20 protein-coding genes and 3 tRNA genes are annotated in these 24,102 nt (G+C 58.7%); 14 read left to right on the top strand and 9 right to left on the bottom strand.

Annotated features, from left to right (window positions below; translation table 11 throughout):
* Nucleotides 1–9: 9 nt before the first annotated feature.
* Nucleotides 10–909, bottom strand: coding sequence for a dihydrodipicolinate synthase family protein (locus tag AC0KVQ_RS06650; RefSeq protein ID WP_473420363.1), 900 nt, complete (start codon nt 907–909; stop codon nt 10–12).
* A gap of 331 nt (nt 910–1,240) precedes the next feature.
* Between AC0KVQ_RS06650 and AC0KVQ_RS06655 the strand changes: the two genes are divergently transcribed.
* Both AC0KVQ_RS06655 and AC0KVQ_RS06660 read left to right on the top strand, forming a co-directional pair.
* Entirely contained in the window at nt 1,241–1,408 is a 168-nt protein-coding gene (locus AC0KVQ_RS06655) for a rubredoxin (RefSeq protein ID WP_473420364.1), read from the top strand.
* Nucleotides 1,405–2,583 (top strand): NAD(P)/FAD-dependent oxidoreductase, encoded by a 1,179-nt coding sequence (locus tag AC0KVQ_RS06660; RefSeq protein WP_473420365.1) that lies wholly within the window; start codon nt 1,405–1,407, stop codon nt 2,581–2,583. The genes AC0KVQ_RS06655 and AC0KVQ_RS06660 overlap by 4 nt, the downstream gene beginning before the upstream one ends.
* 34 nt (nt 2,584–2,617) lie before the next feature.
* Here the strand turns inward: AC0KVQ_RS06660 and AC0KVQ_RS06665 are convergent, their stop codons facing one another.
* The 4 genes from AC0KVQ_RS06665 to smc form a co-directional block, all read right to left on the bottom strand.
* Nucleotides 2,618–2,854, bottom strand: coding sequence for a CBU_0592 family membrane protein (locus AC0KVQ_RS06665; RefSeq protein ID WP_473420366.1), 237 nt, complete (start codon nt 2,852–2,854; stop codon nt 2,618–2,620).
* Nucleotides 2,855–2,913: 59 nt separating this feature from the next.
* Entirely contained in the window at nt 2,914–5,079 is a 2,166-nt protein-coding gene (gene ligA, locus AC0KVQ_RS06670; protein ID WP_473420367.1) for an NAD-dependent DNA ligase LigA, read from the bottom strand.
* 74 nt (nt 5,080–5,153) lie between these two features.
* The gene (locus AC0KVQ_RS06675; RefSeq protein WP_473420368.1) at nt 5,154–6,371 is read right to left on the bottom strand and encodes a cell division protein ZipA C-terminal FtsZ-binding domain-containing protein; all 1,218 of its coding nucleotides are present in this window, start codon (nt 6,369–6,371) and stop codon (nt 5,154–5,156) included.
* Nucleotides 6,372–6,405: 34 nt separating this feature from the next.
* A complete protein-coding gene (gene smc / locus AC0KVQ_RS06680) occupies nt 6,406–9,912 on the bottom strand; it encodes a chromosome segregation protein SMC (RefSeq protein ID WP_473420369.1) in 3,507 nt (1,168 codons plus the stop codon).
* Nucleotides 9,913–10,064: 152 nt separating this feature from the next.
* On the opposite strand from smc, the gene lolA reads away from it, so the two are divergent.
* The 7 genes from lolA (at nt 10,065) to AC0KVQ_RS06715 (ending at nt 18,200) form a co-directional block, all read left to right on the top strand.
* Nucleotides 10,065–10,682 carry an outer membrane lipoprotein periplasmic chaperone LolA gene (lolA, locus tag AC0KVQ_RS06685; RefSeq protein ID WP_473420370.1) on the top strand — a complete coding sequence of 206 codons (618 nt, stop codon included), beginning with the start codon at nt 10,065–10,067 and terminating at the stop codon, nt 10,680–10,682.
* Complete coding sequence (locus AC0KVQ_RS06690) at nt 10,666–11,988, top strand: replication-associated recombination protein A (protein ID WP_473420371.1); 1,323 nt, start codon at nt 10,666–10,668, stop codon at nt 11,986–11,988. The genes lolA and AC0KVQ_RS06690 overlap by 17 nt, the downstream gene beginning before the upstream one ends.
* A 291-nt stretch (nt 11,989–12,279) precedes the next feature.
* Entirely contained in the window at nt 12,280–13,446 is a 1,167-nt protein-coding gene (locus AC0KVQ_RS06695) for a benzoate/H(+) symporter BenE family transporter (RefSeq protein ID WP_473420372.1), read from the top strand.
* 56 nt (nt 13,447–13,502) lie between these two features.
* Complete coding sequence (serS, locus tag AC0KVQ_RS06700; RefSeq protein ID WP_473420373.1) at nt 13,503–14,786, top strand: serine--tRNA ligase; 1,284 nt, start codon at nt 13,503–13,505, stop codon at nt 14,784–14,786.
* Nucleotides 14,787–15,049: 263 nt separating this feature from the next.
* On the top strand, nt 15,050–16,696 hold the full coding sequence (locus tag AC0KVQ_RS06705; RefSeq protein ID WP_473420374.1) for a putative manganese-dependent inorganic diphosphatase: 1,647 nt from the start codon (nt 15,050–15,052) through the stop codon (nt 16,694–16,696).
* A gap of 116 nt (nt 16,697–16,812) precedes the next feature.
* On the top strand, nt 16,813–17,247 hold the full coding sequence (locus AC0KVQ_RS06710; protein ID WP_473420375.1) for an NfeD family protein: 435 nt from the start codon (nt 16,813–16,815) through the stop codon (nt 17,245–17,247).
* A complete protein-coding gene (locus AC0KVQ_RS06715; protein ID WP_473420376.1) occupies nt 17,247–18,200 on the top strand; it encodes an SPFH domain-containing protein in 954 nt (317 codons plus the stop codon). The genes AC0KVQ_RS06710 and AC0KVQ_RS06715 overlap by 1 nt, the downstream gene beginning before the upstream one ends.
* Before the next feature lie 37 nt (nt 18,201–18,237).
* Here the strand turns inward: AC0KVQ_RS06715 and AC0KVQ_RS06720 are convergent, their stop codons facing one another.
* The 3 genes from AC0KVQ_RS06720 to AC0KVQ_RS06730 all read right to left on the bottom strand — a co-directional run bounded on the left by AC0KVQ_RS06720 (nt 18,238) and on the right by AC0KVQ_RS06730 (nt 20,096).
* Nucleotides 18,238–19,146: a polysaccharide deacetylase family protein gene (locus tag AC0KVQ_RS06720; RefSeq protein ID WP_473420377.1), complete on the bottom strand. Its 909-nt coding sequence runs from the start codon at nt 19,144–19,146 to the stop codon at nt 18,238–18,240.
* A gap of 84 nt (nt 19,147–19,230) precedes the next feature.
* Nucleotides 19,231–19,782: an SRPBCC family protein gene (locus AC0KVQ_RS06725; protein WP_473420378.1), complete on the bottom strand. Its 552-nt coding sequence runs from the start codon at nt 19,780–19,782 to the stop codon at nt 19,231–19,233.
* Nucleotides 19,779–20,096 (bottom strand): PilZ domain-containing protein, encoded by a 318-nt coding sequence (locus AC0KVQ_RS06730; protein ID WP_473420379.1) that lies wholly within the window; start codon nt 20,094–20,096, stop codon nt 19,779–19,781. Before AC0KVQ_RS06730 ends, AC0KVQ_RS06725 begins: the two co-directional genes overlap by 4 nt.
* A 245-nt stretch (nt 20,097–20,341) precedes the next feature.
* On the opposite strand from AC0KVQ_RS06730, the gene AC0KVQ_RS06735 reads away from it, so the two are divergent.
* The 3 genes from AC0KVQ_RS06735 to AC0KVQ_RS06745 all read left to right on the top strand — a co-directional run bounded on the left by AC0KVQ_RS06735 (nt 20,342) and on the right by AC0KVQ_RS06745 (nt 20,652).
* Nucleotides 20,342–20,417, top strand: a tRNA-Gly gene (locus AC0KVQ_RS06735).
* 32 nt (nt 20,418–20,449) lie between these two features.
* Nucleotides 20,450–20,525 (top strand) — tRNA-Gly (locus AC0KVQ_RS06740).
* 53 nt (nt 20,526–20,578) lie between these two features.
* Nucleotides 20,579–20,652, top strand: a tRNA-Cys gene (locus AC0KVQ_RS06745).
* A 341-nt stretch (nt 20,653–20,993) separates the two neighbouring features.
* Here the strand turns inward: AC0KVQ_RS06745 and AC0KVQ_RS06750 are convergent.
* A complete protein-coding gene (locus tag AC0KVQ_RS06750; RefSeq protein ID WP_473420380.1) occupies nt 20,994–21,128 on the bottom strand; it encodes a transposase in 135 nt (44 codons plus the stop codon).
* Nucleotides 21,129–21,514: 386 nt separating this feature from the next.
* On the opposite strand from AC0KVQ_RS06750, the gene AC0KVQ_RS06755 reads away from it, so the two are divergent.
* Nucleotides 21,515–23,086 (top strand): ABC transporter substrate-binding protein, encoded by a 1,572-nt coding sequence (locus tag AC0KVQ_RS06755; RefSeq protein WP_473420381.1) that lies wholly within the window; start codon nt 21,515–21,517, stop codon nt 23,084–23,086.
* Between the two features lie 60 nt (nt 23,087–23,146).
* A complete protein-coding gene (locus AC0KVQ_RS06760) occupies nt 23,147–24,085 on the top strand; it encodes an ABC transporter permease (RefSeq protein WP_473420382.1) in 939 nt (312 codons plus the stop codon).
* The last annotated feature ends 17 nt before the right edge of the window (nt 24,086–24,102 follow it).

Genomic DNA, 24,102 nt, shown 5'->3' on the forward strand with positions numbered 1-24,102 from the left:
TGGCAAGTATTACTGGATACGGGCCAGGAATTCTGCCACCTTCTGCTGCCCTGCAGGCGAGAGCGGTACCGATGGCGGCAACACGGCTGTGGAAATATCCACGCCGGACTGGCGAATCGCCTCCTTGATCACACCGTAGAATGGGGTGTCGATGCCATAGATCGAAGCCAGCTTGCCTACTTCGCGGTGCAATTCGATCGCCTTGGCATAATCGCCGGCGCGGAAAGCCTGATACAGGCCGCACAGGATCTTGGGCGCAAAGTTGGAACAGGCCGGAATTGCACCATCGCCACCGAGCGCCAACGTGTTGAGCAAGTGCTCGTCAAAGCCGCAGAACACCATGAAATCCGGACGCTGCGATTTGACTTCCACGATGATCTCGCGCGTATGCGTCACGCTCACCACCGAATCCTTGATGCCAACGATATTCGGGCATTCCAGCGCCAGGCGCTTGATCAGGCCGATTTCAAGCTCCTGCTTGGTCATGGCCGGATAGTTGTAGAGCATCTGCGGCATATCCACGGCAGCAGCGATCTGCTTGTAATGCTGGTACAGCGCTTCCTGGCTCAGTGGCGCATAGAACGGGTTCACGATCAGCACGGCATCGGCACCCACTTCCTTGGCATGCTCGGCATAGCTGATGGTTTCCTTGGTACCCGGCACGCTTACGCAAAACAACACCGGCACACGGCCATTGACGTACTTGACGGTGAAAGCTGCGATTTCCTCGCGCATGGCGCGATCCATATGGCTGAATTCACCGGCACTGCCCAGCACCAGCACGCCGTTGACGCCGTTGTCGATCAGGTGATCGAGCAAACGGCCCATACCGGCCGGATCGAACTGGCCCTGGGCATCAAAAACAGTGGGAACGGGCGGAATGATGCCCTGATAAAGCGGTTGGCTCATGGTGGTTTCCTGTGTGCGAAGATTAAAACAAACCGGAAAGTTCCATACAAGGAACATATGTTCAACATCAAAAACCACTGTATGCCCGTGGCACACCAGGCGCAAGCCATAGCCACCACATCCCCGTAAAACCCAAGTTCAATAAGGTTTCATCCCGCAGCGAACGTCCAATCGGCCGCGTGAAATACGATTACGTAGCGGCAAACCACAGATCAAGAGTTCAACTGGCAGAACCACATAGCCAGATGCTATCTCCGGGATTTAAACGATTCATTTAACAAAAAGATGGGCACCTCCTATGCTGGCCATACACACAGGAAGGAGATCCGCGATGAAAAAATGGCAATGCGCAATCTGCGGTTTTGTCTACGACGAAGCTGCCGGATTGCCGGAAGAAGGTATCCCGGCCGGCACACCTTGGGCGGCCATCCCCGATGACTGGAGCTGCCCTGAATGCGGTGCAGCGAAATCCGATTTCGAGATGGTAGAAATCGCGTGAGCAATTGCTGCAAGACAGATGCGCTGGCCCCCGTCGTCATCGTCGGCTGCGGTCTGGCCGGCTATACGCTGGTGCGTGAGTTGCGCAAGCTGGATTTGTGCGTACCGATCCTGATGATCGCGCGCGACGATGCCACGTTCTACACCAAGCCGATGCTATCCAATGCATTTGCCCACGGTCGCACGCCCGATTCGCTGCGACTGAAGGATGCCGACGCCATGGCAGACGAACTGGACCTGCAGGTCTGCCCCAACGTGGAAGTGCTGGCCATCGACCGCGCGCAAAAAAAACTGTTCCTCGATAATGGCGAGCAGGTCATTTACCGCGATCTGGTACTGGCCGTGGGCGCCGACCCGATCCGCCTGCCATTGGCCGGCAACGCCGCTGATGATGTCCTGTCGGTGAACGACCTGAAGGGGTTTACCCATTACGTTGAAAAACTGGCCGGCGTACGCCATGTAGCCATTCTTGGCGCGGGTCTGATCGGCTGCGAATTTGCCAACGATCTGCTGGCACGCGGCATCGAACCCACTCTGATCGATCCGGCCACCTGGCCTTTGGGCAGATTGCTGCCGCAGGCCGCCGGCGAATACCTGCAATCCCGACTGCAGCATGCCGGGATCGTTTTCCATACCGGCAGCACCGCCACCCGGGTGGATCACGTGGACCAAGGCTATCTGATCACCCTCAGCAACAAAAATCAGATTCATGCCGACCTGGTGCTCAGCGCCGTCGGGTTGCAACCCAGAACCCAACTGGCCAAGGCCTGCGGCCTGCTGGCCAATCGCGGCATCGCTACCGACCGCACGCTGCGCACATCCGACCCGTACATCCATGCGCTAGGCGATTGCGCCGAAGTGGCCGGGCTGGCGCTGCCTTTTGTGCAGCCCATCATGCACGCTGCACGTGCGCTGGCCGCCACCCTGGCCGGAAACCCCACCCGTGTTGTCTACCCGGCCATGCCGGTCGTGGTCAAAACCCCGGCCTGCCCAACGGTCATTGCCCCGCCGCCGCTTGCCAGTGAAGGCAAGTGGCAAATCCATGAAAGCACAAGCGGGCTGGAGGCACGTTATATCGGGGAAAATGGCGAGCTGCTGGGCTTTGCCCTGCTGGGCGATGCCACGCAGCAGCGCGCGGCCTTGGCTCCGCGATTGCCGGCTTTGCTGCCGGCGTAGAGGCATTGTCGGGCTGTGGGCTTCGACTAACTTGTCAAGAAGCCATCCAGCCGCTGGCGCGCGCTATTCCGATCAAGCCTACGATGATCCAGAAGGCATTGAGCAAGGTATATGCCCTGTCCGCCTTCAAAACCGCACACCACGTCAGCAATACGGCATCGATTGTATTGACTATCCAGACCAGTAAAAACGGGCTTTGAGGCCCCATCCAGCCAACAACCGTGAAACTGACGATACGCATCATCACGCCAATCATTTCGAGCGTTTTCATGTTGCGCAAAACAAAAGCATTCATTTCCGACCACCACTCTTGATTCGATTACAAAGACCCTATCGCCCTGCCCTGATTTCAGCCAGCAGCGTTTCTTCCGACCAGATCGTGACACCCAGTTCCTCGGCCTTGGCCAACTTGCTACCGGCTTCTTCACCGGCCACCACCACGCTGGTTTTTTTGGAGACACTGCCTGCCACCTTGCCGCCAGCGGCTTCGATCATGGCCTTGGCTTCATCACGCGAGAGCGTGGGCAAGGTGCCGGTCAGCACGAAGGTCTTGCCAGTGAACGATCCTTCCTTCGCAGCATTCACCTCGACCGCTGGCCAGTGCACGCCTGCGGCGATCAAGGCTTGCACCACTTCGCGGTTATGCGCCTCGGCGAAAAAATCGACGATGGATTGCGCCACCACCGGGCCGACATCGGGCACCTGGGTCAGCAGGTCCTGGCGGCGGGCAACTTGTTGCCGACGTTCCGCTTCGCCTTCAGGCAAATCCGTCATCAACTCTCGCATTTGACCAAAGTATTTCGGCCACTCTTCGATAACAACTTTTTCATCCTTCCGGATACCTGGCGTACCAAAATGGTTGGCCAGATCGCGCGCGGTGGCTTCGCCGACATTGCGGATTCCCAGCGCATAGATCAGCCGCGGTAGCGTGGTGGATTTGCTGGCTTCAATACCGGCCAGCAGGTTCTGCTCGGATTTTTCACCCATGCGTTCCAGATTTGCTAATTTGTCTTTCCTATGCCGCAGCAAATAGAGATCGGCCGGTGTTTCAACTAGCACGGCGTCGACCAGTTGTTCGATCAGCTTGTCGCCCAGGCCATCGACATCCATGGCGCGGCGGCTGGCGAAATGCCAGAGCGCCTGCTTGCGCTGCGCGCCGCAAAAGAGTCCGCCGGTGCAGCGGGTCACGGCTTCGTCTTCGCCCTTGACCGCATGCGAGCCGCAAACCGGGCAGGTTTTGGGCATTTCAAACGGCGGATTGACCGGTTCCTGCGCCGCGCTGAAGAGATCGGCACCCGGCACATCGCGCATCGGACGCTTTTCCGGCACCACGCCCACTACTTCCGGAATCACATCGCCGGCCCGGCGTACGATCACGGTATCGCCCACGCGCACATCCTTGCGCCGCACTTCGTCTTCGTTGTGCAGCGTGGCATTGGTCACCGTCACCCCACCCACAAACACCGGCTTGAGTCGCGCCACCGGGGTCAATGCGCCGGTACGCCCGACCTGGATATCGATGGCTTCGACCACGGTCAGCTCTTCCTGCGCCGGGTACTTGTGGGCAATGGCCCAGCGCGGCGCACGCGAAACAAATCCCAGCTCTTCCTGCTGTGCAAGGCTATCGACCTTGTACACCACGCCATCGATGTCGTACGGCAGGTTCGGTCGCTTTTCGCCGATACGCTGGTAGTAATCAAGCAGGCCCTCGGCACCGCTCACACGGCCACGCTCGTGGCAGACCGGGAAACCCAGCGTGGCCAGCCAATCCATGATGGCCGACTGGCTATCGGGCAGATCGGCGCCTTCGCATTGCGCAACCCCATAAGCAAAGAAGGTGAGCCGGCGCGTAGCAGTGATGTGCGAATCGAGTTGACGCAGGCTGCCGGCTGCCGCGTTGCGCGGGTTGGCAAAGGTCTTTTGCCCGCGCGCGGCCTGCTCTTCATTCAGGCGCTCGAAATCCTTCTTGAGCATGAGCACTTCGCCGCGTACTTCCAGCAACTGCGGGATGGAAGCAGCAACCAGACGCAGTGGAACCGCGCGGATCGTGCGTACGTTCTGTGTCACCTCCTCGCCCGTGGCGCCATCGCCACGCGTGGCGGCCTGCACCAGCATGCCATCGACATAGGTCAGCGAAATCGCCAGCCCATCGAACTTGGGACCGGCATCGTAGGCCACTTCGGCCACGCCCAACCCTTCGCGCACACGCTTGTCGAAGGCGACGATGTCGGCATCTTCGAACGCATTGTTGAGCGAGAGCATCGGCACCTTGTGCGACACCTGACTGAATTCGGGCAAAGGCTTGCCGCCAATGCGCTGTGTGGGGGAGTCCACCGTGAGCAGCTCCGGATGCGCCATTTCCAACGCCTGCAATTCGGCAAACAGACGGTCGTATTCGGCATCGGGCACCGAAGGCGCATCCAGCACGTAGTATTCGTGGGCATAGCGATGCAACAGGGCATGCAGTTCACGTACGCGGTCAAAATCGATTGTCATCGAACATCGTCCCCAAAAAAACAAATCGCCCGGGACACGAATGTGTGCCGGGCAATTGCAATAGTCAGAATTTCTTAAGCGAACAGGCGCAGTGCGGCCATCGATCCCGCCGCAATCCCCCGGTCATCCATGCGGGCATAGATATCGGCCAACTGCGCGCGGATATTGTCCAGGCTGCTCTCGGTCAGCACCTTGCCGTTGTCATCAGCCAGCGTACCTTCCAGCGCAGTCGACAGGGTTTGCGCGAAATCGGCCAGATAATCGAATACAGCCAGGCCGCCCGCGACACGCGGCACATCAAACAGCAAGGTCAGACCTTCGCTGGTGGTACCGAACGGCGATTCATCATGATTGGTCAGCGTGAACAGGGTTTTGCCGGAATCGCTGCGATAGTGGAAATTGCCATCGGGGCCACGTAGCAGCCCGGCCTTTTCTGCCAACACGCGGATTTTTTCAACCGGGAAAGGTTTTGTGACCGGCAGAATGTTCAAACCGATGAGCACATCGACGCTGGCGCAGAATTCGTCGAGTTCACGCGCGGTATTGAGCTTGGCCGAACGCTGCGGGAAAACCACCGTCGCATCGAATTCATCGGCAAATTGCTGCACGCCCATGCAGAAGGCATTGAGCTGCTCCTGTGTCAGCGCGCCCTGGCGATCAGCCAATTGCAAACCGACCTGCAGCTGGCGATAGCGGCTGCGGCTGGTTGAAACCACCACTTCCCACTGGCTGGCATCGTTAAGGCCGAGTGTGACAATGCGTTTGGCACCGGGGAAAGTCGGCACGTTGACGGCAGGAATCGGATCACTGGCGCGGATTTCCGCAATGAAATCGAGTGCTGCATCCAGCATGCTGGTTGTTACCACTTCGTCCTGCGGTTCTTCTTCCTCGATCACGGGCGCCGAGGGAACAATCGAAGGCGCGGGAGTAGGCGCAACCGGCTTGCGTGCTGCCAGTGCCGCTTGCGGATCCACAAAATCGTCCAGATCATCATCGGCCAGCAGAACCGGATCGATACGCGGCTCTGCGCGAACTTCGGGTTCGACCACACGCATCGTCGGCATGGCAACAGCTTCTGCCGGGGCCGATGTCTGGATCACCGGCTCCATACGCATGGATTCGCCCTGACGCACCATGTTTTTCGGCGTTTCAAGCAAGACATCGGGATGATTGCGGGCAAAGGCTTTCTGGGCTTGTTGCCGGTAGCGGCGTTCCTGCCACCAGTTATATGCGTAAACGAGGCCAACGATGGCGCCGCCGACGATCAGCGATCCGAGTTGCAAGTCGGTCATGGTTCATTACCTGTCAATTTTACTTTGCAGCAGCTCACGCCGGGACGACTTCCCGCATCGAGAGGGCCGCTTCAATATCCACGGCCACCACGCGGGACACGCCCTGCTCCTGCATGGTGACACCCACGAGTTGCTGTGCCATTTCCATGGCAAGGCGGTTGTGGCTGATAAACAAGAATTGCGTACGCTCTGCCATTTTCTTCACCAGATCACAATAGCGCAAGGTATTGGCATCATCGAGTGGCGCATCGACTTCATCGAGCAGGCAGAACGGCGCGGGGTTGAGCCGGAAGAGCGAGAATACCAGACTTAGCGCGGTCAGTGCTTTCTCGCCGCCGGACAAGAGATGAATCGTGCTGTTTTTCTTGCCCGGAGGCTGCGCCATGATCTGCAGGCCGGCATCGAGGATTTCCTCGCCGGTCAGGCTCAATTCTGCATGGCCACCGCCAAACAGCGCCGGAAACAATTCGCCCAGACTGGCATTGACCGCTTCAAAGGTTTCGCTGAGCAAAGCGCGGGTTTCACGGTCGATACGGCGGATTGCGCCTTCCAGCGTTTCGATGGCCGAGAACAGATCTGCCGATTGCGAATCCAGATACGCCTTGCGTTCGCGCGCGGTGGTCAGCTCTTCCAGCGCAGCCAGATTCACCGCGCCCAAACCGTTCACAGCCTGCGAAAGCCGGCCGATCTCACCCACCAGTGTTGAAATCCTGATGCCTTCGACCAGTTTGGGCCGCAAGGCGGCTTCATCCGCACCGGCCTCTTCGAGCTCCTGGCTGAAGCGCTCGATCGCCAGGCGCGCTTCCTGCTCTTTCAGGCGCAGTGCGCTGACGGCTTCGCGGGCCGGCTCCAGCCCGGCTTCCACACGCTGGCGCGCTGCTTCCTGTTCGCGCAATTGCTGTGTGCTGGCATTGAAGGCATCGCGAGCCTGCGCCAGCGCCTGCTCTCTGGTTGCGCGCAGATTGACTGCTTCCTGAAAGCCGACATCGAACTGGCCTTCATCGATACCATCAAGCTCGGTCAGCAGATTTTCCATGCGCTCGGTCAGGATTTCCTGCCGCACGGAAAACTCCTCTTCGCGCTGATCCAGTTCGCGCAAGCGGGCTTGCGCAGCCTGAATCGCGAAACGTGCTTCCTGCGCCTGGCGCTCGGCCTGGCGCAAGCGGCTGCGTTGCAGCTCACAGGCCGATTCGGCTTCGGCCTTGGATAGCCGCGCGGATTCCATGGCTTCGACCAAGGGTGCCATGTCGTCCTCTGCCAGCGTCAGCGTCTCCTCGCATTCCATTTTGGCGGCGGTTTCGTCTTCCAGCATGGTCTGCACGCTGGTCAGCTCTTCGCCAAGTTCCTCGCGCCGGCGTCCGGACTGCAAGGCAATTTCCTGACGGCGGGCGATTTCACGCTCCAGCTTGGCCAGCTGGTTGCGCTGTTCCATCTGTTCCCGGCGCGAGACACGCAGGCTGGCTTCCGCCTGGGTCAGCGCATCGCCTGCCGTTTTTGCCGCGGCATCGGCCTCTGTCAGCACGGGGTCGAGCGCTTCCAGCCGCTCCTGGCACGCCGCCAGTTCGCGCCGGCGCGACACCATGCCTGCCAGCGCCCCACCGCTACCGTGGCATTGCACGCTGTTGCGGCTGGCCATGTGGCCTTGCGGCGTTACCAGCCAGCCACCGGATGGCAGCTCGGCACGCCGGGCTTCGATTTCTTCCCATTGCGCGCACCAGACCTGCGCCAGCCAGTCGGGCAAGGCAGCCCGCAAGGCCGGGTGCGAACTGCTGACGTGCGTCGACAAGGCCATACAGCCCGCCGGCACCGTCCCTGAACTGTCGGTATTCTGGTGCAATCCATCCACCAATACCGTCTGCGCAGGCGCCGGCTCAGCTGGGCAGGCATCCACGATGCGTCCCTGCAGTTTGAGTCCCAGCACGGCCTCCACGGCAGTTTCCCAGCCCGGCTCGACCTCGATCAGCTCCAGCACGCGCGCCGTATCCGCCAGCCCGTGCCGCGCCAGCCAGGCATCCAGCACCGTTTCATCGCTGTCCGACAACAAGCCCTGCAAGGCTTCGACACGTGCAGCAAGCCCGGCGCGCTCCAGCGCCAGCTGTTCACGCTGCTGGCGGGCAGCAAGCTGGGATTCGCGCAAGGACTCCAGCGAGCCTTCCAGCTCGTGCACACGCTGGTTCAGGGTTTCTTCGGCCAGCAGCGATTCTTCCCGCGCCATCAGCATGGCTTCCAGTTCCGGATCTTCGGCATCCTCGTGCAGGCGCTGCTGATCGGCCAGCAGGCGCTCATGGCGCTGTTTCAGTGTGGCCAGGGTGCGTTCGTGATGCTGCAATTGCTGTTGCGCAAGCTGGTTGGCATTGCGGCGCTGCTGCAGAGCATCGCGTGCCTGCTGGAAGATCTGGTCCGCGCTACGCTGGGCATCTTCGAGCTCGGGCAGGTGCAGGTTTTCCTCTTCGAGCGCCATGCTGGTCTCTTCGCCAGTCATCTGGGCATTTTCCAGCCGCGCCAGCCAGTCTTCGCGCTCGGCCCGCGTTTCTTCATGGCTGGCTTGCATGCGCGCCAATTCGTTGCGGGTATCGGCAATCTGGCTGCCAAGCCGCTCGCGCGTCTGGCGCAAGTGCAGCAGTTGCTGCTCCAGCCGCGCCACGCCGGCATTGGCATCGTAGAGCTCGCCCTGCGCGGCATGCACCGCATCGCTGGCGCTGTAGTTGGTCTCGCGCAGAGTTTCGATGGTGGCTTCGAGCGTGCGCAACTCGGCCAGTTGCGCTTCCAGCGCATTCTGTGCGGCTTCGATCTGGCGGCGGACGTTTTCGCCCTCGCGTGCGGCCTCAAGCTTTCTGGCCAACGCCAGCAGATTCTGCTTTTCGGTAATCGTTTCTTTCAGCTGTTGATACTGCGCGGCAATTTCAGCTTGTGCGGCGAGCTTTTCAAGCTGGCTATCGAGCTCCTGGCGGATATCGTCGACCCGTGCCAGATTGTCGCGCGTGTCGGCCAGACGCGTTTCCGTTTCGCGCCGGCGCTCCTTGTATTTTGAAACGCCAGCGGCTTCCTCCAGAAAATGGCGCAGGTCTTCCGGGCGTGCTTCGATGATGCGCGAGATCATGCCCTGTTCGATGATGGCATAACCGCCCTTGCCTACCCCGGTACCGAGGAAAAGATCGGTGATATCGCGCCGCCGCACCTGCAGGTTGTTGATGTAATAGGAGGATTCACCCTGGCGGGTGAGCATGCGCTTGATCGAGATTTCGGCGTATTGCGACCACTGCGCCGCCGCCAGCCCGGCGCTGTTGTCGAACACCAGCTCGACGGACGCCCGGCTGACCGCCTTGCGCGAGGAAGAACCGTTGAAGATCACATCCTGCATCGATTCGCCGCGCAACTGCTTGGCCGAAGATTCGCCCAGCACCCAGCGCACGGCATCGATCACGTTCGATTTGCCGCAACCATTGGGCCCGCACACGGCCACCAGCTGGCCCGACGTGACGATGGTCGTCGGATCCACGAAGGATTTGAAACCGGCCAATTTGATGTGAGTCAGGCGCACGACAATCGGTCAGGATGGGAAAAACGCCATTCTACCCGAGAAGCCGCAACTGGCTGCCATGCAGCAATGCCGGAACCCGGCGGCACCGGATTTGTCTAGCACCCACCCACGGCATAAACTGTCGGCCTTGATTGCATCAGGAATCCTGTTTCATGCGCTTATTTTCCAAACTGTTCCTTACCCTGAGCCTGCTGGCCCCCATGCTGCCGGCACAGGCCAACGATGTGGCCAACCTGCAAGCTACGCTCGCCGGCATGCGCGCCATGCAGGGCAACTTTTCCCAGACGGTTACGGCGCGTTCGGGCAAGGTGCAGGTTTCGCAGGGCGATTTCGCCATCCTGCGGCCGGGCAAATTCCGCTGGCATTACAGCAAGCCCTATGAACAACTGCTGGTAGGCGATGGCAAGGAGGTCTGGCTGTACGATCCGGATCTGGAACAGGTCACCGTGCGCAGCATGGACAACGCACTGGATGCCAGCCCGGCCGCACTGCTTTCGGGTGAAAACAACCTGGACAAGCGCTACAACATGAAAGCCCTGCCAGCGCGCGATGGCCTGGCCTGGGTCGAAGCCTCGCCCAAACAGAGCGAAAGCAGCTTCAACCGCGTGCGGCTGGGTTTTGCCAACAATGAAATCCGCAAGATGGAGCTGGAAGACAGCTTCGGCCAGACCACCCGGATCGAGTTCCGCAACATCACGCTCAATGGCAAGCCCGAGGCTGGCCTGTTCCGCTTTACGCCGCCCAAGGGTGCCGATGTCATCCGTCAATGATCTGTTCGCCCCGCCGCCGCTGCATGAACCGCTGGCAGAGCTGCTGCGCCCCAAAACCCTTGAGGAAGTTGTAGGCCAGCGGCAACTGCTCGGGCCGGGCAAGCCGCTGCAACTGGCACTGGCCAGCGGTCAGCCACATTCGATGATCCTGTGGGGTCCGCCCGGCGTGGGCAAGACCACGCTGGCGCGCCTGTTCGCGCATGCATTCGAAGCCGAATTCATTCCGTTGTCGGCCGTATTTTCCGGCGTGAAGGATATCCGCGCCGCGATGGACCAGGCCGAGCAGAACCGCCTGCGCGGCCGGCGCACGATTCTGTTTGTCGATGAAGTCCACCGTTTTAATAAAGCGCAGCAGGATGCGTTTCTGCCCTTCGTTGAATCCGGGCTGGTCACCTTTATCGGCGCCACTACCGAAAATCCATCGTTCGAATGCAATGCCGCGCTGCTGTCGCGGGCGCAGGTCTATGTGCTGAAGCCGCTGGCCGCCGAAGACCTGAAAAGCCTGATCGAACGCGCCCGCTCGCAATGTTTTCCGGGTCTCATTTTTAATGAAGCCGCCATCGATACGCTGGTCGGCTATGCCGATGGCGATGCGCGCAGGTTGTTGAATCTGGTGGAGCAATCCGCGCATGCCGCCCAAGCAGCCGAGATCAGCGAGGTCGATGCCGAGTTTTTGTCCGATGCCCTGACGCTCAATGCACGCCGCTTCGACAAGGGCGGCGATGCCTTTTACGACCAGATTTCTGCCTTGCACAAATCGGTGCGCGGCTCCAACCCGGACGGGGCACTGTACTGGCTGTGCCGCATGCTCGATGGCGGCGCCGACCCGCGCTATCTGGCCCGGCGCATCGTGCGCATGGCGTGGGAAGACATCGGCCTGGCCGATCCGCGCGCGATGCAGATCACCAACGATGCCGCCGAAACCTACGAGCGGCTGGGCAGCCCCGAGGGCGAACTCGCCTTGGCGCAAGCCGTGATCTATCTGGCCGTGGCGCCCAAATCGAATGCCGGCTACAACGCCTACAACGCCGCGCGTGCCTTCGTCGCCAAGGATCAGTCGCGCAGCGTGCCTGTGCACTTGCGCAATGCACCAACCAAGCTGATGAAGGAACTGGGTTACGGCAAGGCCTATCGTTATGCCCACGACGAGCCCGAAGCGTACGCTGCGGGCGAAACCTATCTGCCTGAAGGTTTGGAAAAGCTGAAATTCTATGAACCGACACCGCGTGGACTGGAAGGCAAGATCGGGGAAAAGCTCAAGCACCTGGCCGAACTCGACCGGGAATGGAACAAGCACAACTCCTAGCGCCAAAGATTACAGTTCTCACACTCCCACAGTCAGATAAACAACTGTTATCCTCTTGCGGGATTACTGCTGTGCATTGCCGCAAGCAAGCAGGTCATTGAATAATCTGGCCGAAGTCTGGATTTTTGCTGTCCCGGAAAGGGACTTCCTTTGGTCGCCCCGAAAAGGGACTTCCTTTGGTCGTCATACCGGCGCAGGCCGGTATCCAGCGACAAAGCCACTTTAAACCACTGGACCCCGGCCTGCGCCGGGGTGACGCGTTCAAACTAAAAGCAGGCTTGATCAATCAACATGTCTTTCGCCCGCCACCTCTCGCTTTCCACCCTGACCGCCGGCTTCATCACCGTGCTGGTGGGCTATACCAGCTCTGCCGCCATTGTGTTCGAGGCCGCACGTGCGGCGCATGGCACACCCGAGCAGATTGCCTCGTGGCTGGTTTCGCTGGGATTTGCGATGGGGCTGACCTGCATCGGTTTGTCGCTGCGCTACAAGGTGCCCGTGGTCACAGCGTGGTCCACGCCCGGCGCGGCGCTGCTGGCGACCAGCCTGAACGGTTATTCGATGAACGTGGCGGTGGGCTGTTTCATCTTCGCCGCAGCCCTGATCCTGCTGTGCGGCATCACCGGCTGGTTTGAGCGCGCCATGTCAAAGGTACCGATGTCGCTGTGCGCGGCGCTGCTCGCGGGCGTGCTGGTGCGCTTTGGCATGAACGCATTTGTATCGATGCAAACCGCGCTGATGCTGGTCCTGCCAATGTTCGTGGTCTACCTGATCTGCAAACGTGCAAAACCGCGCTATGTGATGCTGATCGTGCTGCTGACCGGCATCGCGCTGGCCGGCTTCCAGGATCTATTGAAACTCGACGCCAGCCGCTTCGCGCTGGCTGGCCCGGTCTGGATTGCGCCAGAATTCCAGTGGCAGGCATTGATCGGCGTGGGCTTGCCGCTGTTTGTGGTCACGATGGCCTCGCAGAATATTCCTGGCGTAGCCGTGTTGCGCTCGGCAGGCTTCCAGCCCCCGATCTCGCCATTGATCGGCTGGACCGGGCTCACCAACCTGTTGCTGGCACCGTTCGGCTGCTTTGCCGTCAACCTGGCCGCGATCACGGCAGCCCTGTGCATGGGGCGTGAAGCGCATGAAGACCCGGCCAAGCGCTATCAGGCCAGCATGGCGGCGGGCGGGTTTTACCTGATCCTGGGCATTTTCGGTGCGGCGGTCGGCGCGTTTCTGAATGCCTTTCCGCGCGAGCTGATCTTTGCCATTGCCGGTTTTGCCCTGCTTGGCACCATCGCCAGCGGCCTGACGATTGCCATGCGCGACGAGCAGCAGCGCGAACCGGCGCTGATCACCTTTCTGGTCACGGCATCCGGACTGACACTATTTGGCATCGGATCAGCCTTCTGGGGGCTGATCGCCGGCATCCTGGCCTTGCTGATTCTGGCCAAAACGGCGCGGTAAGGCTCACGGGCTTGGTGTAGAATCCGCGGATTGCACAACCCGCTATCACACTTACCATGATCGACATTCAACTGCTCCGTAACGATATCGACGCCGTGGCCGCCCGTTTGGCGGATCGCGGCTATACCCTCGACGTGGCCGCTTTCCAGGCGCTGGAAAACGAACGCAAGGCCCTGCAAACCCGCACGCAGGATCTGCAAGCCAAGCGCAATGCCAGCTCCAAGGCCATTGGCCAGGCCAAGGCCAAGGGTGAAGATGTCTCCGCGATCATGGCTGAAGTCGCCAATCTGGGCGATGAACTCAAAGCCAACGAAACTGCGCTGGCGCAATTGCAGGACAAGCTCAACGGCTTTCTGCTGACCATACCGAACGTGCCGTCCGCTACGGTGCCGACCGGCCGCGACGAAACCGCCAACGTGGAAGTGCGGCGCTGGGGCACGCCCAAACAGTTCGATTTCGAAGTGAAGGATCACGTCGATGTCGGTACCCCGCTGGGTCTGGATGCCGAAACCGGCGCCAAGCTCTCGGGTGCGCGCTTTACCGTGCTGCGCAACCAGATTGCCCGCATGCACCGCGCACTGGCTCAGTTCATGCTCGACACCCACACCGGCCTGCACGGTTATACCGAGATGTACACGCCGTACATCGTGAACGCCGATGTGCTGTACGGTACCGGCCAGCTGCCAAAGTTTGCCGATGACATGTTCCGCGTCGAGCGCGGTACCAGCAACGATCAGACCCAGTACCTGATCTCCACTTCCGAAATCTCGCTGACCAACACGGTACGCGATTCGATCCTCAAGCATACCGACCTGCCGCTGAAGATGACCGCACACTCGCCCTGCTTCCGCTCGGAAGCCGGCAGCTACGGTAAGGATACGCGGGGCTTTATCCGCCAGCATCAGTTCGACAAGGTCGAGATGGTGCAGATCGTGAACCCGGAAAAGAGCTACGAAGCACTGGAAGAGATGGTGACGCACGCCGAAGCCATCCTGCAAAAGCTCGGCCTGCCCTACCGCGTAGTAGCGCTGTGTACCGGCGACATGGGCTTTGGCGCGGCCAAAACCTACGATCTGGAAGTGTGGCTGCCGGCGCAGAACACCTACCGCGAAATTTCCAGCTGCTCCAACTGCGAGGCCTTCCAGGCGCGCCGCATGCAGGCGCGCTTCAAGAACGAGGCAGGCAAGAACGAATTGGTCCACACGCTCAACGGCTCCGGCCTGGCCGTGGGTCGCACGCTGGTAGCCGTACTGGAAAACTACCAGCAGGCCGACGGTTCGGTGATCGTACCGGAAGCCCTGCGCCCCTACATGGGCGGGATCGAGAAACTGGTTCCGTAACCGGTTCAGCAAAAACGAAAAAAGCGCATCGTCATGGTGCGCTTTTTTTGCATCTGAACATGCCAATCATGCCGAAAAAACGACACACTGCACTATACCTTACAGAGGTTAAATCGTAAAAACTGCACGTTGACCCTGTAGTTGCGCATCCCCATACTACCGCACCGCAACATGGCCATCTGCGGGTGGCCAAAATAAAGAACATCCCGACAGGGATATGATCCGTGCAGGCATGCACGCCCACGGGTCAATGAGGAGAGAACATGTCGAAAATCATCGTCATCGGGCACAGGAACCCTGATACCGATTCGGTCTGCGCGGCCTGGAGCTATGCGCGTTTCAAGAACACCATTGATCCGGATAATAAATACCAGGCAGCCGTGTGCGGCCCCTTGGGCAACCAGGCAAAATTTGTCTTTACCAATGCCGGGATCGAGCCGCCCGAGTATCTGCGCGATGTCCAGCCACGCGTGCTGGATGTGGCAGAGCCCGATGGCCTGCGCCTGGATTGCAACGATCCGGCACTGATGGCTTTCGAGGATCTGGAAGAACAGTCCGCTTCGGTGGTTCCGGTTTTCCGCGATCAGGATGAATTTGCCGGCATCGTCGGCATTCACGAAATGACCCGTCACTTTGTGGAAGGCAGCCTGAAATCCCGTCCAATGCTCACCTTCCGCGCCGACAATATCGAGAAGGTCATTCCGGGGCGTTTTCTCAAGCGCGGCAAGCAGGATGAATTCAGCGCGCCGCTGATGATCGGCGCGATGAGTTTCGAGACATCGGTCAAGCGACTCAAGGCACTGGAAGCAACCAAGCCCATCATCGTGGTCGGCCACCGTCCGGAACTGATCTACCATGCCGTGAACTACCAGGTTCCGGCCATTATCCTGACCGGTTTCGAATCCGATGACGACGTGCCCTATCTGGATTTTTCGGGTTATGAAGGCACGGTTTTCCTCTCGCAATGCGATACCGCGGAAACCATCCGCCTGTTGCGCCTGTCGGTTCCGGTCAAGCAGATCATGGATAGCGAACCACTGTGCCTCGATCATGACGAACTGTTCGACAACGCCAAGAAAACGCTGTTCGATTCCGAATACCGCGGTCTGCCGGTACTGCGCGAAGGTCGCTATGCTGGCATGGTCAGCCGCGCCAGCTTCATTGAAAAACCCCGGCGCAAGCTGATCCTGGTCGACCACAACGAGTTGTCGCAAGCCATCCTCGGCGCCGAAGATGCCGAAGTGTGCGAAATCATTGACCACCACCGTCTGGGCGCTGCCAAAACCAGTACGCCTATCTATATCTATTCCAAACCGATCGGCTCGACCTGCTCGATCGTCTACGGCCACTACCGCATGGCCGGGGTGGAACCGGATCAGACCACGGCGCTGCTGATGCTCTCAGGCTTGTTGTCCGACACCATGCTTCTGCGCTCGCCCACCACCACGCCCGAAGATCGCCTCTACGCAGGCGAACTCTCACGCCTCGCGGGGGTGGATCTGCAGGAATATGGCACGCTGATGCTCTCGCGCATGTCCAGCCTGAAAACCGCCGACCCGCAGCAGATGGTGGGGGCCGACTTCAAGGAATATGCCGAAGGCGGGCTTTCCGTCGGGGTCGGTCAGGTCGAGGTCAATACCCTGGCGGACATCGATGACGTGAAGGCCAATATCCTGGCCACGCTCAACAGCGTGCGCAAGGAACGCAACCTGAGCTGGGCCATGCTGCTGGTCACCGATATCATCAAGGAACACAGCATCCTGCTGTGTACTGAATGGCCGGCGGCCGAAAAGGAATTGCCATACCGGCGCAAGGAAAACCACATCTTCGATTTACCCGGGGTGCTCTCGCGCAAGAAGCAGTTGCTGCCGGAAATCCTGCGCATTCTGGAAGTACTCCGGAAAAACTGAGAACTTGTTCACGATCCGTGGCGTTATACATCTGAAGCGCACCCACGCGGTGCGCTTTTTTTCGTGCATCGCCACCGCTCATCGGCTATAAAAGCAATTCAAATGTTTTCGGAGCCATGAGCGTGCTGTCCAACACCAGTATCTGGCTGATTCTGGCCCTTATTCTGGCCGGCATGGAAATGCTGACCGGAACATTCTTCATGCTGGCACTGGCCATCGGTTTTGCTTGCGGTTCACTCGCAGCCTGGCTGGGGTTTTCATTTCCCCTGCAAATCAGTATCGCCGCCACGATCAGTATCATTGTTGCCATTCTGTTGCGACGCTGGCGCAGCAGGCAACCTCATCCCACAACCCATGATTTCCTCGACGTTGGCCAGCGTGTGATGGTTATCGACTGGCACAACAACAAGCTGTTGCGCGTGCAACACCGCGGCAGCCAGTGGGATGCGGAACTGACCGATGACGCAGAAAGCGGCCATAGCCACTACTACATCGTTGCCGTTCGCGGCACCACCCTGCTTCTTCATCATCAACCACCGGAGCCAAGCTGATGCCCCTAGAATTTGCCGCCGTTTTTCTGGTTATCGCCATCATTTTTGTCGCAAAAACCATCAAGATCGTTCCGCAGCAACATGCGTGGGTGGTTGAGCGACTCGGGCGTTTTCATGCCGTGCTGGAGCCTGGCCTCAATTTCGTATTGCCTTTCATTGATCGGGTCGCCTATCGCCATCTGCTGATGGAAGTGCCGCTCGACGTGCCAAGCCAGGTCTGCATCACCAAGGACAATACGCAACTGCAGGTCGACGGCATTCTGTATTTCCAGGTTACCGACCCCAAGCAGGCTTCCTATGGCTCCAGCAACTATATCGTTGCAATTACCCAACTCGCGCAGACCACGCTGCGTTCGGTCATCGGCAAACTGGAACTGGACAAGACTTTCGAGGAACGCGACGACATCAACCGCGCCGTGGTCGCGGCGCTCGACGAGGCTGCGCTGAGCTGGGGCGTCAAGGTATTGCGCTATGAGATCAAGGACTTGACTCCGCCCAAGGAAATTCTGCATGCCATGCAGCAGCAGATCACGGCCGAACGGGAAAAACGCGCGCGCATCGCCCAATCAGAAGGTGTGCGCCAGGAGCAGATCAACTTGGCCGAAGGTGAGCGCCAGGCCGCAATCCAGCGCTCGGAAGGTGAAATGCAGGCCGCAATCAACCAGTCACAGGGTGATCGGCAAGCAGCCATCAATCGCGCCGAGGGCGAATCCGAGGCCATCAAGCTGGTGGCGCGTGCCACGGCCGAAGCCATTCATATGGTGGCGCAGACCGTACGCCAGCCCGGCGGCATGGAAGCGGTGAACCTGAAGGTTGCGGAGCAGTACATCGATGCCTTCAGCAATCTGGCCAAGGAAAGCAATACCATGCTGCTGCCGGCTAATGCCGCCGATGTCGCGGGCATGGTGGCCACGGCACTCAAGGTGGTCAAACAAGGCAATACGGCATCCTGATTGCCAAGCAATCCCGCATCCGACTATCCGGCCTGCCTCAGGCCGGATAGTTTTCCCCCTGCCTGGTACAAATCTTCTGGCTATCTACGGCCGGCAAATCCACGGCGTGATAAGGCAGCGCGCCCAGATCAAGTACCGCATGCAGATCCCTCAACGCGATCAAACGATAACCTTGTGCCTGCCAGCCATCGATCAACCGTTCCAGATAAGGCAGCCAGGCCAGCCCCTCCAGATCAGCGCGCAACGTGAATACATGGCCATAGCGCTGTTCGGCTTCGGTTGTCGCCAGCAGCTTCGTCACCCCGACATCCAGCTTGTTGTCACTTTCCGCAGCCAAGGTATCCAGCAAGGGTAGCGTCGTTGGCAGTTGCACGCAGCGAACCGGCTCACCCGCCACCATTGGCCAGAACGGGCCACTCCCGTACGTATCGGAGCAATAGGCCATGCCTTCTCGTTGCAGCAGGCGGAACGCCGCACGATTCATTTGCCAGCCCGCAGCACCATGCGTGGCAGGCGCATGGCCGATAACTTCTGCAAACTGCTTGCATGCCTGCCTGATCTGAATCTGCGTCCAGGCCGCATCTGCGCCAGCGAGGCGCTTGCGCGCAGCCAGTACATTCCAGCATGAAATACCCAGCTCGAACCCTGCATGCTCTGCCTGCAGCAGGATCTCTGCACCCCGCCAGCCAATTTCCGGCGCAGGGAGCAAGGTACCGTAAAACAGGGCAGCCAGATCATACTGTTCACGCAATTTTGGTCGGCAGACTTTCCGGCCCCAGGCATTGGCAAGAATGCGGCCAAGCGCGCGCCCGCTGTGGTCCTTGCCGGGGTTGAACAGGAAAGTGGCACCCACATCCTTGGCGGCAAAGAGTTCGAGCAAGCGTGGCACGCCCTCGCGCATGCCGCGCAATGTCGCAATTTCAACCTTGAGAGCAATGGTTCTCATGCCTGCCGCCAACAAAAGAAAGGCGCAATGATGCCGATGCCGGCCCATCCACGCAATTGAATCAGAAATGGCAATACGGTGTTTTTATTTACCAGCACTGCGTTTAAGCATTTCCGTACGCATGGCATTGAATTGCCGGGCAAGCAGATCACGCGCTGTCGTCATGCCGTAATTCGCCAGCATGCTGGAAGTCGGCCACCAGGAAGCCTTGTAATCGATCTCGGTCATCCGATCACCTTGCAACAGGCGCGATACGCTACGGGTCAATCCTGAATCCCCGCCCACGGTGGTGGCGTAGATTTCGGAAAAGGGGAACAGCTCGATATCGCGTACCGAGGTATATCCGACATCGAAAAAGGCAATCGGCACAACACCCTTCTGCTGCACCCTCAACAGATTGCCGCGCCGGAAAAGCACCTTGCTTTCCTTGAGGTAGGGCAAAAAGCCGGGCATGCGTTCGAAATCCACCAACACACCCCAGGCTTGCTCGCGGGAGACCGGGACAAAGAAATGGGCAGACAGCACGACGTGGTCGCTCTCGCTCCCCACCGTAACCTCTATCGGATCATCCAGAATGGCTGCCTGACAGGCAATGGCATACAAACCCAGGCAAATTCCGACCAGCCAATGCCTCATTTCAGCACCTCAAGAATGCGCAAACCAAGTTCATAGACCTGCCCGCTTTCGATTTCATGACAGCGCACAACCTTGACCCGGGCACTGAAAGGCATAACAGGCGCTGCCGACATGCGCAGCGGAACCAGACAGACTTCAAACTCCTCCTGCGGCCGCGGCACATAGCTGGTACGCAGCGTCATGCCGCCCACACTCAGATCAGTACATTCGCCATATTCTGTCGGCCCGGGATAATCCGTCTTGATCTTGGCTTTGAATTGAACGGGCACACGCCGCGCAGATCGCGTATCCCGCCAAACCTTGTTTTGGCTCATCTGCAATCCATCCCTGAACAGCCTTGAATAATGGCACAGGAATTGACGGATTTGAAATTTGCCAGCGCAATTCCGGAACCATACAACACCAAGCCACCCGCCTCCGCTCTGAATGCACCAGAACAAACGTACTGCAATGGCGACATCCGCCACTCTTCAAGTATTTTAGGAAAAAGCGCTTGACACCCAAGCAGCGGATCACCATAATTCGCGTCCTCTGCTGCAGGACACAGCGCAGAAACGAAGCGGGAGTAGCTCAGTTGGTAGAGCGCAACCTTGCCAAGGTTGAGGTCGCGAGTTCGAGACTCGTCTCCCGCTCCAAATAAAAATCTGCATTGTCCTGACAACTCCATGCGGGAGTAGCTCAGTTGGTAGAGCGCAACCTTGCCAAGGTTGAGGTCGCGAGTTCGAGACTCGTCTCCCGCTCCAGTTTAAAGATAAAAAGGGAAAGCAGTAGACTTTCCCTTTTTATTCACGCTAACGGCGGGTTAGCAAAGCGGTTATGCAGCGGATTGCAAATCCGTTTAGGGCGGTTCGACTCCGCCACCCGCCTCCATTTGGAATCAAGCACTTAGCCCAATCTTTACCGATTGGGCTTTTTGTTTTTCTGTCTCGTGTACGCACTATGCGTCTAGTTTCGTACGATCATATCTCGCAACGTATCCTGAAATTTGCCACTGCGCGCGAAGTTTTGGGTAGTTTTCTGGCAGGCCTCAAGGCTCAGAGATTATGATCGTCTGATTACACAAACAAGCCCGTACCACACCTGCCATCCGCGCTGAAATCCAGGCCGCGCCTGCCTCTGTTTCCAACCCGGTGTTGGCCGAGCGCTATGGCGTTACGCTTCCGACCATCCGTAAGTGGCGTAATCGCCACCCTAGGGGTAGAAGTTTCGACCTAATACGCCCGCGTACCCTGATTCATATTCGGTCGCACTGTGGCTTCTGCCACTGAAAATCCCTGCTCAAGCACCAGCTTTATCACCTCCACACGGAATTCCGGCGTATAGCTTTGCGCTACGCTCTTGCTCATACCCCACTCCTGTTGGTTCAAAGTTTACCAAACAGGCGTGCCTGCGGATTTCAGGCCACCTCAAATCCAAGCGCATGCAATCAAGAAGATGGGAAGGTTGATTTTGGTGTGTTTACAGAGTTAGCAGGTTGGTTTTCGCCATACCAACATGAGATTGCGCCAATAATGTGCGCACTCCAACATCCACACAAATAATTCGTTTTTTACATTATTTTTCATTGACTTAATCAGCACCACACCAGTGCAGGAAAACGGGCATCCCGCACCCTTTTGGAAACATATTTTTCAATTTGACATTAGTGAAATTTATGTTTTAGAGTGATTTCGCAGGCCCGGGAAACGGGCCGAAAAAAAAACACTTTTCAGCCAACATCCAGGAGCCAGTCATGACCTTGCCAGCACGCTTCCGCACCCGACTTCTAGCCACCTGCCTATTCTCTGTTGCGGCACTCACTGCCGTGCCAGCCATGGCGGCCACCATCCACATGATTCCGCAGGGCGATCTGAAGATTCTCGATCCGATCCAGAACCCGTCCTATATCACCCGCAACCACGGCTACATGATCTACGACACCCTGTTCTCGCAGAACGCGAAGGGTGCCGTGAAGCCGCAGATGGTCGATACCTGGAAAGTGTCCCCTGACAAGAAAACCTGGACATTCAAACTGCGTGACGGGTTGAAGTGGAGCGATGGCACGCCGGTGACGGCTGCAGACTGCGTGGCCTCGCTCAAGCGCTGGGGTGCAAAGGATGTCTCTGGCCGTCTGCTGTTTGCCGCAATCGGCGAGATCAAGGCGACAGATGCCAGCAGTTTCGCCATTGTGCTGAAGGAATCGTTCGGTCCGGTACTGGAAATGCTGGGCAAGCCCTCGTCCAACGTACCGTTCATGATGCCGGAGCGCGTGGCTGCGACTGACCCGAACGAACAGATCAAAGACACAACCGGTTCCGGCCCCTTCATGTTCAAGCGCGATGAATGGGTGCCGGGCAGCAAGGTGGTCTACGTAAAGAACCCGCATTATGTGCCGCGCAAGGAGCCGGCAGATGGCTTGGCGGGCGGTAAAGTCGTGAAGGTCGATCGCGTCGAATGGAACTACATCCCGGACCAGAACACCGCACTATCAGCTTTCACCAGTGGCGAGATGGATGTCTACGAACTTCCACCTGCCGACTTCATTCCTAAGCTCTCCGGCGATGCCAAGATCAAGCTTGCCACCGACTCCTTGGGCAATCAGGGCTGGCTGCGCCCTAACCATCTGGCAGCACCGTTCGACAATCCCAAGGCCCGCCAGGCACTGATCTATCTGGTCAATCAGGACGAATACCTGGCCGCCGCCGGTTTCCCGGCGAACTATCGTCACAAGACCTGCACCGCTTATTTCATGTGCGGCAGCGTGAATGACAGTACTGCAGGCGCTGCCCCTTACACAAAGGGGCAAAATCTGGAAAAAGCTAAACAACTACTGCAGGAAGCTGGCTACAAGGGCGAAAAAATCGTGGTGCTGGCACCCTCTGAGCCACCTGTGCAGGCCGCTGCGGCCATGGTCACCATCCAGAACCTGAAAAAGATCGGTGTCAACGTTGAGGCCCAAGCAATGGATTGGAGCACGCTGCTGGCTCGCCGCTCGAAGAAGGATGGCTGGCACATTTTCCATACATTCTCAGTAGGTGCCGACGTCTTCTCGCCTGCCGTGAATGCCTATGCCCAAGCCAACTGCGACAAGGCGCCATCTGGTTGGCCATGCGATGAGAAGCTGGAATCACTGCGCGCAGCCTGGGTAGCAGAAGGCGATGCTACCAAGCGTAAGAAGATCACCGACGAGCTGCAGAAGCGCATGTATGACGTTGTTCCGTATGTCAATTTCGGCCAATTCTTCCAACCAATGGCCTATCGCGCCAATCTGAGCGGTGTGCTCAATGTCGGGGTGCCGGTGATGTGGAATATTGAAAAGAAATAAACGCGTAGCCGGGGCGGCCGTGCGCCGCCCCAATTGAACACACCCTGCGGAAATCCGAACATGAACTACCTGATCAAGCGCATTCTGGCGGTAATCCCGGTGCTCGCCGTTGTCGCGATCATCGTCTTTCTGCTGCTGCGTCTTTCGCCGGGCGATCCCGCCGTGATTATCGCCGGAGACACTGCCAGTGCGCAGGACATCGAACATATCCGCCACACGCTAGGCCTGGATCGTCCGTTGCCGGAACAGTTTTTGAGCTGGCTAGGACAGATCTTGCAAGGCAATTTCGGTATTTCCGTGTTTACCGGCATGCCGGTCGCCGAGATGATCATGCAACGCGTGGAACCGACGTTGTGGGTGTCAGTGCTGACCATGTTGTTCGCGGTAGTGTTCGCTCTACCAATGGGTATCCTCGCTGCCTGGAAGGCGGGTACCTGGATCGACCGCACCATCTCTGGACTGGCCGTGGCGGCCTTCTCTCTGCCGGTATTCGTAATCGGCTATAGCCTGGTTTATGGCTTCTCCACCCACATTGGCTGGTTTCCGGTACAAGGCTTCAAGAGCCTTTCCGATGGCTTCATCCCGTTTATCCGTCATCTCGCGCTGCCCGTCATCAGCGGTGGGTTGATCTACATGGCGCTGCTGGCACGCATGACCCGCTCGACCATGCTCGAAGTGCTGAACGAAGACTATATCCGTACCGCACGTGCCAAAGGATTGTCGAGTCGGCGCCTGCTGCTGCGTCACGCGCTCAAAAATGCGGCTGTTCCCATCGTTACCACCATTGGCCTGGGCATCGCCATGTTGTTATCCGGGGTGATCGTCACCGAGAGCGTGTTCGCCATTCCCGGCATCGGCCGCCTGACCGTCGATTCGATCCTGCGCCGCGACTACCCGGTGATCCAGGGCATCGTGCTGGTGACGGCCTCCGCCTATGTCGCCATCAACCTGATCACCGATCTGCTGTACGGCCTGTTCGATCCCCGTATCCGTTACTGAGCCGCGTAAAAGGAATC

The organism is Formivibrio sp. oc-25 (genome assembly GCF_055810895.1).

Coding starts and splice junctions, on each gene's coding strand:
- AC0KVQ_RS06650 (WP_473420363.1), bottom strand. CDS start 909: ATGAGCCAACCGCTTTATCAGGGCATCATTCCGCCCGTTCCCACTGTT.
- AC0KVQ_RS06655 (WP_473420364.1), top strand. CDS start 1,241: ATGAAAAAATGGCAATGCGCAATCTGCGGTTTTGTCTACGACGAAGCT.
- AC0KVQ_RS06665 (WP_473420366.1), bottom strand. CDS start 2,854: ATGAAAACGCTCGAAATGATTGGCGTGATGATGCGTATCGTCAGTTTC.
- ligA (WP_473420367.1), bottom strand. CDS start 5,079: ATGACAATCGATTTTGACCGCGTACGTGAACTGCATGCCCTGTTGCAT.
- AC0KVQ_RS06675 (WP_473420368.1), bottom strand. CDS start 6,371: ATGACCGACTTGCAACTCGGATCGCTGATCGTCGGCGGCGCCATCGTT.
- lolA (WP_473420370.1), top strand. CDS start 10,065: ATGCGCTTATTTTCCAAACTGTTCCTTACCCTGAGCCTGCTGGCCCCC.
- AC0KVQ_RS06690 (WP_473420371.1), top strand. CDS start 10,666: ATGTCATCCGTCAATGATCTGTTCGCCCCGCCGCCGCTGCATGAACCG.
- AC0KVQ_RS06695 (WP_473420372.1), top strand. CDS start 12,280: ATGTCTTTCGCCCGCCACCTCTCGCTTTCCACCCTGACCGCCGGCTTC.
- serS (WP_473420373.1), top strand. CDS start 13,503: ATGATCGACATTCAACTGCTCCGTAACGATATCGACGCCGTGGCCGCC.
- AC0KVQ_RS06705 (WP_473420374.1), top strand. CDS start 15,050: ATGTCGAAAATCATCGTCATCGGGCACAGGAACCCTGATACCGATTCG.
- AC0KVQ_RS06710 (WP_473420375.1), top strand. CDS start 16,813: ATGAGCGTGCTGTCCAACACCAGTATCTGGCTGATTCTGGCCCTTATT.
- AC0KVQ_RS06715 (WP_473420376.1), top strand. CDS start 17,247: ATGCCCCTAGAATTTGCCGCCGTTTTTCTGGTTATCGCCATCATTTTT.
- AC0KVQ_RS06720 (WP_473420377.1), bottom strand. CDS start 19,146: ATGAGAACCATTGCTCTCAAGGTTGAAATTGCGACATTGCGCGGCATG.
- AC0KVQ_RS06725 (WP_473420378.1), bottom strand. CDS start 19,782: ATGAGGCATTGGCTGGTCGGAATTTGCCTGGGTTTGTATGCCATTGCC.
- AC0KVQ_RS06730 (WP_473420379.1), bottom strand. CDS start 20,096: ATGAGCCAAAACAAGGTTTGGCGGGATACGCGATCTGCGCGGCGTGTG.
- AC0KVQ_RS06750 (WP_473420380.1), bottom strand. CDS start 21,128: ATGAGCAAGAGCGTAGCGCAAAGCTATACGCCGGAATTCCGTGTGGAG.
- AC0KVQ_RS06755 (WP_473420381.1), top strand. CDS start 21,515: ATGACCTTGCCAGCACGCTTCCGCACCCGACTTCTAGCCACCTGCCTA.
- AC0KVQ_RS06760 (WP_473420382.1), top strand. CDS start 23,147: ATGAACTACCTGATCAAGCGCATTCTGGCGGTAATCCCGGTGCTCGCC.